Genomic DNA, 8,647 nt, shown 5'->3' on the forward strand with positions numbered 1-8,647 from the left:
AAAGCGAGGTATTCAATATGTCTGACAAGCGCCGTACCTTTGCCGTCATCGACGGCAACTCGCTCATGCATCGCGCCTTCCACGCCGTGCCGCCGACCATGAACGCGCCGGACGGTCGCCCCACCAACGCGATCTTTGGTTTTCTGAACATGTTCCTCAAGATGATCGATGCCTTTAATCCCGACGGCGTTGTCGTGGCGTTTGACAAGGGCAAGCCGCGCGTGCGTATGGAGATGCTGCCGCAGTACAAGGCGCAGCGCCCGCCCATGGACCCCGACCTGCACGCGCAGTTCCCCATGATCAAGGAGCTGCTCGCCGCGCTCAACGTGCCCATTTTGCAGTCCGAGGGCTGGGAAGGCGACGATATCCTGGGAACCATGGCGCGCCTGGGCGAGGAGGCCGGCTGCGACATGCTGCTGGTGACCGGCGACCGCGACATGTATCAGCTCGTGACCGAGCACGTCAACGTGGTCTCGACTCGCAAGGGCCTGTCCGACGTGGCGATCATGACGCCCGAGAGCGTGGACGACCTGTATCACGGCATCACGCCGGCGCTCGTGCCCGATTTTTACGGTCTGAAGGGCGATACGTCGGACAACATTCCCGGCGTACCGGGCATCGGCCCCAAAAAGGCGAGCGCGCTCATCGCGCAGTACGGCAGCCTTGACGAGGTCATCGCGCATGCTGACGAGGTCAAGGGCAAGATGGGCGAGAACCTGCGTGCGCACATCGACGATGCGCTGCTGAGCCGCAAGGTCGCAACCATTCGCACCGATGCGCCCGTCGAGCTCGACTTTGACGAAACATCCTTCCCGGCGTTTTCTGCCGATGAGGTTTCCGCGGCGCTGGGTACGCTTGGTATCACCGCCATGCAGAACCGTTTCTTGGCACTGATCGGTGACGAGGGTGGCGCTGCTGCCAGCACGTTTGAGATTCCCGCCGTTTTGCGCGCAGCCGGCGGCGATGCTGGCGCGCTTGGTGCCGTTGCGGCTGAGGTCTCCCGCGTGATTGATGCCGGCGAGTGGGTCGCCGCCGTGGTGGACGATGACAAGGAAGAGGGCGCGCTCTTTGGGCTGACGCGCACGCTGTGGTTGGCGACGTCCAAGGGCCTGTTTGCGCTCGAGGAGGGCGACAGCGGTGCGGCGGCTGAGGTTGAGGGCTTCAACTTCGCCCACGGCGTGATCGCCGGCGTGCTCGCGCGTCTGTTTATGGAAGGCCGTGTGGCGAGCCCGGATATGAAGGCGCTTCTGCATGAACTTTCGCCCATCGATTCTTCTGAGCTCGAGCTCATGGATCCGCTGGCAGTCGATTCCACGCGCATCTTCGATACCGTTGTTGCCGCCTATCTGTTGGATTCCGACCGCTCCGAGTTTGACGAGGTGTATCTGGCCGATACGTATCTGCAGATGGCGCTGCCTGCGGCGCGCGGCGCAGAGGGTGCTGGCGAGGACGCTCCTGCGCCCGCCGCTCGCACGGCGGCCTTGACGCTGGCGCTGGTTGCACCGCTGCGTGACCGCATGGCCCGCGAGAACGCCGCCAACGTGTTCGATGGGATCGAGATGCCGCTCGTGCCGGTGCTTGCCAAGATGGAGCGCGCGGGCATGCTCGTGGACCCCGACCGCCTGCACAGTCTGTCCGAGGGCCTGGCGACCCAGATTGCCGATGTCGAGCGCAGCATTCGCGACCTGGCCGGCGACGAGACCTTTAACATCGGCAGCCCCATGCAACTCTCGCACGTGCTGTTTGATGTTATGGGACTTCCGACCAAGGGCCTCAAAAAGACCAAGCGCGGCTACTATTCGACCAACGCCAAGGTGCTGAGCGACCTTGCCCGCGACCACGAGATCGTGCGCCTGATTTTGGACTGGCGTGAGAAGTCCAAGATTAAGTCGACCTATCTGGACACGCTGGGCCCGCTGCGCCGTGGTGACGGGCGTGTGCACACCACGTACAACCAGACCATCACCGCGACGGGGCGTTTGTCTTCGAGCGACCCCAATCTGCAAAACATTCCGACGCGCTCGGAGCTGGGGCGTACCGTCAAGACGGCGTTCTCGGCGGGCGAGGGCAGCGTCTTTTTGGCGGTGGACTACTCGCAGATCGAGCTGCGCCTGCTCGCGCATCTTTCGGGTGACGAGCACCTGGTGCGCGCCTTCAACGAGGGCGAGGACTTCCATGCCGAGACGGCCGCGCGCGTATTTGGCGTGCCGGTGTCCGAGGTGACACCCGACCTGCGTAGCCGCGCCAAGGCCGTGAACTTTGGCATCGTGTACGGTCAGCAGGCCTATGGTCTGTCGCAGTCGCTACACATCTCGATGGCCGAGGCGCGCGATATGATCGATCGCTACTACGAGGCCTACCCGGGCGTGCGCACGTTCCTCGACAATGTGGTGGCGCGAGCCAAGCAGACGGGCTATGCCGAGACCATGTATGGCCGCAGACGCCATATTCCCGAGCTCAAGGTCAAAAACCCACAGCTCCGCGGCTTTGGTGAGCGCACGGCCATGAACCACCCCATGCAGGGCACCGCCGCCGACATCATCAAGATCGCCATGGCCCGCGTAAGCCGCCGCCTGGAAGAAGAGGATTTTGCCGCCCACATGATCTTGCAGGTACACGACGAACTGGACTTTGAGTGCCCCGTCAACGAAGTCGAGCGCCTAACCACCATGGTCCGCGACGTCATGGAGCACGTAGTGGACCTCCGCGTTCCCCTAATCGCCGAAGCCAGCACCGGCATAACCTGGGCCGATGCCAAGTAAAGACATACCAACAACCCCAAAGTAACCAAAACAGAAGGGGGCTCCTTGCCAACAAGGAGCCCCCTTCATTCCAAACTATCAGCCAAGTATCCAGACGCCAAGACGCCATCCATGCGGCAAGCAAGTCACCGCAGGACCTGGCCGGGCGACGCGGGTAAGTTTTTCGTAGATTCCGCACGAGCCGAAGGCCACTTAATGTGGCCTTCGAGCGAGCCCAGGACCTGACCGAACGAAAAACTTACCCGCGTCGCCCGGCCAGGTCCGACAGGTTGCGTTAACGAGCCGCCAAGATGGCGTCGATGAGCGTCAGTACGCCCCCGTCGTTGTTGCTCGGAATGCGCCATTTGGCGTGCGCGTTCATGTGCTCCTCGGCATTATCCACGATAAAGCTATGCCCGACGCGCTCCAGCATGGGGATGTCGTTGTACGTATCACCCACGGCGGCGGCATCAGCGATATCAATGCCCAGCTGCTCGCACAGGTGCGCGACGCCCGACCCCTTGTCGACGCCCAGGTTCATAAAGTCTATCCACTCGCGCCCGGCGTTGGTGACGTAGAGCTTGTCCGAGAACTCGGGGCTGTAGTTCTCGCGAAACGCGGGCTCGGCATCGTAGGCGGGGAAGAAGATCGAAATCTTGTTGGACTCGATATCAATGCCCTCAAAGCTATCGACGTAGTTGATCGTGTTGTAGTAGACGCTGAGTTCGTCGTGGTATTGATGGTCACGGGCAAGTACGTAGAACTCGTCGTAGCAGCATAGGACGGGGACGGCGCGAGAATCCTCCGAGGCGCGGCTCAAGACCTGCTGATACAGCGCCACATCGATGTTGCTCTTATAGATATAGCTGCCGCGATAGATGACGCAGGCTCCGTTGTCGGGACAAAAAGCAAGGCGGTTCTTAATACCCTCGAACATCTCCTCGAGCTTGGGGGCAGGGCGTCCGCTGGCGGGGCAGAACACGATGCCAGCCTCGGCGAGCTTGTCCAGGCGCTCGTCGAGGCCCTGGGGTAGTACACGCTCGTCGGTGAGAAGCGTCTTGTCCATATCAACGGCGAGAATCTTAATGCTGCCGATATTGGTGTCCGATTCGTAAGTTTGCATAAAAGCGCGCCTTTCGTTTCGAAATTGTTTCAGACGTTATAACCATCAACCAGTAACCGAGCGTATTGTCGCAGGAACGGAGCGTATTTGCACTGCAATTCACAAAGTAATGAAAAAAATTTTCAGAAATTTGAATTTGTCGCTTGTGCTGCTGGCACTTTAGCGTAATATAGCGAACATCGAAAACGGAGACGGAAAAACAACCGCTTACCGAGGAAAAGGTACCGTTTACGATATATGAATTGCGCCCGGCGATAGGTGAAAGGAGAGGCAGATGCAGTTCGTAAAGATCATCACTACTGCAGACAATGCCATCCGACGCCAGCGCGCAATTTCCCGACGACGATAACAATCGTCTCTGTTCGTATGGGGTGAAATGCCCCAACAGAGTCATTTTGAGGTCGTTGGGTTTTAGCACGATATTGCTGCATGTTTCTAGGGCATGTATGTGCTGATTTTTGCTATTTAACCTGATATTGCACGGTTTTTGACCTTGAAATGACTTGCAACTGACCGATGTTCTAATTAGCTACCAAGGGCGAAAGGAAACAGCCATGAGCAAGGAAAAAGTCGTTCTCGCATATTCCGGTGGTCTTGATACATCCGTATGTGTCAAGTGGCTCCAAGACGAGAAGAATCTCGATGTCGTTTGCGTCTGCGGCAACGTGGGCCAGGAGGAGACCGGCCTGGATGCCAAGAAGCAGAAGGCGCTCGACCTGGGCGTTCTCGATTGCCAGGTGCTCGACCTGCGCGACGAGTTCTCCGATGAGTTCCTGACTAAGGCCATCGCCGCAAACTCCATGTACGAGAACAAGTACCCGCTGCTCTCCGCCCTGTCTCGCCCGCTGCTCGCCAAGAAGCTCGTCGAGGTCGCTCACGAGTTTGGCGCGACCTACGTCGCCCACGGCTGCACCGGCAAGGGTAACGACCAGGTTCGTTTTGAGGCTGCCGTCAAGGCCCTCGACCCCGAGCTTAAGGTTATCGCCCCGGTTCGCGAGTGGGATCTGAAGTGCCGTCCCGATGAGGTCGCCTATGCTCACGCCCACAACGTGCCGGTTCCCGAGGGTGCCAACGACAACCCCTATTCCATCGACGACAACCTGTGGGGTCGTGCCATTGAGTGCGGCCACCTGGAGGATCCCTGGAATGAGCCACTCGACGACGCCTGGGTTATGACCAAGAATCCCGAGGACACGCCCGATACCCCGACGTATATCGAGATTGAGTTTGAGGCCGGCAAGCCCGTCGCCGTCGACGGCAAGATGATGAAACTCTCCGAGATCGTCATCGCCCTCAACAAGATTTCGGGCGACAACGGCTTTGGCCGTCTCGACCTGGTTGAGGATCGTCTGGTGGGCCTCAAGAGCCGCGAGTGCTATGAGGTTCCCGGAGCCCTGACGCTCATCACCGCCCACAAGGCACTCGAGGATATCTGCGTCGAGGGCGACCTGCTCAAGACCAAGATTAAGCTCGAGCAGGATTGGGCCACCGCCGTGTACAACGGCCAGTGGTACAGCCCGCTCAAGAACGCGCTCGACGCCTTTATGGCCGATACCCAGAAGTTCGTGACCGGCACCGTCCGTCTGAAGTTCTTTAAGGGCAATTGCCATGTCGTCGGCCGCAAGAGCCCCTTCAGCCTCTACGACTACGGCCTGGCCACCTATGACCGCGACACCACGTTTGACGAGAAGGCCAGCGCCGGTTTTATCGAGATCGATACGCTGTCGCTCAAGACGTGGGCTAAGGTCCAGGGTCCCAGCTCTGCTGCCGCCCAGGCTTAAGTCTTCCTTTCCTTGGTATCCGCGCGGCCCATCCGCGTGATACATAACGGGCGCATGGGGTCCCTACCTTTCGTTATGCTTGCTGACACTTCTTAACATCGGTGGCCCCTACGTTCCGCCCGCATATATGATGCCGCGTCTGCGGCTGAGTCCGAGCCCCGCCGGGGTTGTCTGGCGGGGCTCCTTCTATCAATTTGGCAGCTCTGCGCCTATATATATGAGGAGTATCCATTATGTTCAATGCTTTCGCGCATGCTTTACTTGCCCTCGCGCCCGAGTTCGATGCCGCAAAGGTCGAGGACGTTCCTATGAGCCTGAAGGCCTGGATCGATGGTTCGCAGGGCAACATTCGGAGGGAGACGTTGGGCGCCAAGTGCATGGCGCGTCACTTCTTTGCAAATTAGCTACATGGTCCCGCGCACGGCGGGGAATGTGTAAAACCAGCGGTTGAAAAATCGCTTTAGCGATATGGCGCATTGCTTTGGGCGCTTGTTTTGGTATTTGGAGAAAGGGGACGGTTCCATGGCTCTTTGGGGCGGTCGTTTTGAGGCGGGCGTGGCCGAGGTCACGCAGGAGTTTGGCGCGTCGCTGCCGGTCGACAAACATCTCTATAAGCAGGATATCGCCGGCTCTAAGGCGCATGCCAAAATGCTGGCGGCCCAGGGCATCATCAGTGCCGAGGACGAGCAGGCGATTGCCAAGGGCCTGACTGGAATCGAACAGGATATCGATGCCGGCAACTTCACCTTCGACATCAACGACGAAGACATTCATATGTCCATCGAGAGCGAGCTGACGCGTCGCATCGGCGAGGCCGGTAAGCGCTTGCATACCGGACGTTCGCGCAACGACCAGGTGGCGACCGACACACGCCTGGGCGTCAAGGCGCTGGCCAAGGAGCTCATGGAGGCCAATCTTGAGCTGCGCCATGTGCTGGTGGATGCGGCTAAGAAGTACGACAAGGTGATTCTGCCGGGCTACACGCACATGCAGCATGCTCAGCCCGTACTGCTGTCGCATCATCTGCTGGCGTATTCCTGGATGTTCGCGCGCGACTTTACGCGCCTGAAGGCCGCCTTTGATGCTGCCGACAACTGCCCGTTGGGTGCTGCCGCGCTTGCCGGTACGAGCTATCCGCTCGATCGTCAGATGACGGCCGCCGAACTTGGTTTTGCGGGCGTAATCCCCAACTCGCTCGATGCGGTTTCCGACCGTGATTTCCTCCTCGACCTGCATTACGCCTGCTCCGTCATGGCGATGCACTTGTCGCGTCTTTCCGAGGAGATCGTGCTGTGGTCGAGCTCCGAATTTGGCTTTATCACGCTTTCCGACTCCTACTCCACCGGCTCGTCCATCATGCCGCAGAAGAAGAATCCCGACTTTGCCGAGCTTATTCGCGGCAAGAGCGGCCGAGTCTATGGCAACCTGGTGCAGCTGCTCGTGACCATGAAGGGCCTGCCGCTTGCTTATAACAAGGACTTGCAGGAGGACAAGGGGGGCGCGCTCGACACTGCCCATACGCTCATGCAGTGCCTGTCCGTTATGGCCGGTATGATTTCGACTTGGACCGTCAACGAGGATGCCATGGCGCGCGAGTGCGGCGTGGGGCACCTTGCCGCCACCGATGTTGCCGATTACCTGGCCAAGCGCGGTCTGCCGTTCCGCGAGGCACATGCCGTGGTGGGCCATCTGGTCCTGATGTGCGAGAAGCGCGGCTGCAATCTTGAGGACCTGCCGTTTGAGGTGTTCCAGGAGGCAAGCCCGCTCTTTGAGCACGATATTACCGAGGCGCTCGACATCCCGTCGATTGTCGCCGCACGCACGACCGAGGGCGGCACCGCCCCTGCCGCCGTTGCCCTCCAGCTGGAGCGTGCCGAGGCACAGCTCGTGGCCGACGAAGGCACGTTTGGGTCGCTGACCAAGGTCGTCGAGATGGGCCACGGGGCAAAGTAAGGGTTTGCTTGAGGCTTATTAGCCATTTATTGATAAATCGGTTTTTGCTTCTTACGGGCGTCTGCTGATGTGGGCGTCCGTATTTTGTTGTAATGGGGGAGGGGCTTGTCGAGAACTTCTGTAGGACCTTTGGGCAGGTTGTGAAGGGGGTACGTTCACAGGCGGCAACCGACCGTCCGCTCGGTTCGGTGCGGTTGATGGGCAGTCGGATGGTACTCTAATCGGGCTTCGAAACAGAAGTGACACATATGGAACGCTTCAATTAATTGTAGCGTTTCAATTAACAGCTTTTTGTTTAACTGCAGCTAAAACTCTGTTACGATGCAGTCCAGGCGGGTGCCGGAATGGGACTTGGGCACGCGCGAACCTACTTGAAAGGCTACCTTATGGCTATCGAGAAGACCTTCATCATGATTAAGCCCGACGCCGTGCGCGATCGCAAGATCGGCGAGATCGTTGCTCGCATTGAGCGCAGCGGCCTTGTTATCGAGCGCATGGAGATGACCACGCTTGAGCGCGCCACCGTCGAGGAGCACTACGCCCATCTGGCCGACAAACCTTTCTTTGGTGGTCTCTGCGACTTTATGACGAGCGGTCCGGTCGTCAAGATGGTCGTTTCCGGTCTTTCCGCTGTCTCCAAGATGCGCACCCTTATGGGCGCTACCAACCCGCTTGATGCTGCCCCCGGCACCATCCGCGGCGACTTCGCTGTCGATGTCAACGCCAACGTGATCCACGGCTCCGACTGCCTGGAGAACGCCGAGATCGAGATCAAGCGTTTCTTTGGCTAAACCAGCTTTGACTCCTTAAAGCTGTTAGCGTGTGGCTTGGGCGTCGCGGAACTCCATCCGCGGCGCTCTTTTTATCCCCGTAGATTTTAAGGTACGTCCCAAAAATCTACTAAAGAGCCCCCGTCCGGATGTGAACTGCGCCCCAATTCTTGGACGGGCTAATAAGCGGCCTACGCCGCACATAGGGACTGATTCCGGAATTCCTCCGGGGTCAGTCCCTTCAGTTTAACCTGCCTCCTTCTCGTGTTCCAATGGATG

The 8,647-nt window shown here is 59.0% G+C and carries 6 protein-coding genes; 5 read left to right on the top strand and 1 reads right to left on the bottom strand.

What is annotated here, in order from left to right; translation table 11 throughout:
* Window positions 1-17 precede the first annotated feature (17 nt).
* Window positions 18-2,762, top strand: coding sequence for a DNA polymerase I (gene polA, locus AAAX31_RS07505; protein WP_349076740.1), 2,745 nt, complete (start codon window positions 18-20; stop codon window positions 2,760-2,762).
* Window positions 2,763-3,036: 274 nt separating this feature from the next.
* Here polA and AAAX31_RS07510 read toward each other — a convergent pair whose 3' ends face one another.
* On the bottom strand, window positions 3,037-3,864 hold the full coding sequence (locus AAAX31_RS07510; RefSeq protein WP_349076741.1) for an HAD family hydrolase: 828 nt from the start codon (window positions 3,862-3,864) through the stop codon (window positions 3,037-3,039).
* Window positions 3,865-4,418: 554 nt separating this feature from the next.
* Here AAAX31_RS07510 and AAAX31_RS07515 point away from each other — a divergent pair.
* The 4 genes from AAAX31_RS07515 (at window position 4,419) to ndk (ending at window position 8,389) form a co-directional block, all read left to right on the top strand.
* Entirely contained in the window at window positions 4,419-5,645 is a 1,227-nt protein-coding gene (locus AAAX31_RS07515) for an argininosuccinate synthase (RefSeq protein ID WP_117647260.1), read from the top strand.
* Window positions 5,646-5,878: 233 nt separating this feature from the next.
* A complete protein-coding gene (locus tag AAAX31_RS07520; RefSeq protein ID WP_156961417.1) occupies window positions 5,879-6,049 on the top strand; it encodes a hypothetical protein in 171 nt (56 codons plus the stop codon).
* A gap of 118 nt (window positions 6,050-6,167) precedes the next feature.
* Entirely contained in the window at window positions 6,168-7,598 is a 1,431-nt protein-coding gene (argH, locus tag AAAX31_RS07525; protein ID WP_349076745.1) for an argininosuccinate lyase, read from the top strand.
* Between the two features lie 386 nt (window positions 7,599-7,984).
* On the top strand, window positions 7,985-8,389 hold the full coding sequence (ndk, locus tag AAAX31_RS07530) for a nucleoside-diphosphate kinase (protein ID WP_055251725.1): 405 nt from the start codon (window positions 7,985-7,987) through the stop codon (window positions 8,387-8,389).
* Window positions 8,390-8,647 lie beyond the last annotated feature (258 nt).

The sequence above is a fragment of the Collinsella sp. CLA-ER-H5 genome, assembly GCF_040092375.1.
Classification (GTDB): Bacteria; Actinomycetota; Coriobacteriia; order Coriobacteriales; family Coriobacteriaceae; genus Collinsella.

Coding starts and splice junctions, on each gene's coding strand:
- polA (WP_349076740.1), top strand. CDS start 18: ATGTCTGACAAGCGCCGTACCTTTGCCGTCATCGACGGCAACTCGCTC.
- AAAX31_RS07510 (WP_349076741.1), bottom strand. CDS start 3,864: ATGCAAACTTACGAATCGGACACCAATATCGGCAGCATTAAGATTCTC.
- AAAX31_RS07515 (WP_117647260.1), top strand. CDS start 4,419: ATGAGCAAGGAAAAAGTCGTTCTCGCATATTCCGGTGGTCTTGATACA.
- AAAX31_RS07520 (WP_156961417.1), top strand. CDS start 5,879: ATGTTCAATGCTTTCGCGCATGCTTTACTTGCCCTCGCGCCCGAGTTC.
- argH (WP_349076745.1), top strand. CDS start 6,168: ATGGCTCTTTGGGGCGGTCGTTTTGAGGCGGGCGTGGCCGAGGTCACG.
- ndk (WP_055251725.1), top strand. CDS start 7,985: ATGGCTATCGAGAAGACCTTCATCATGATTAAGCCCGACGCCGTGCGC.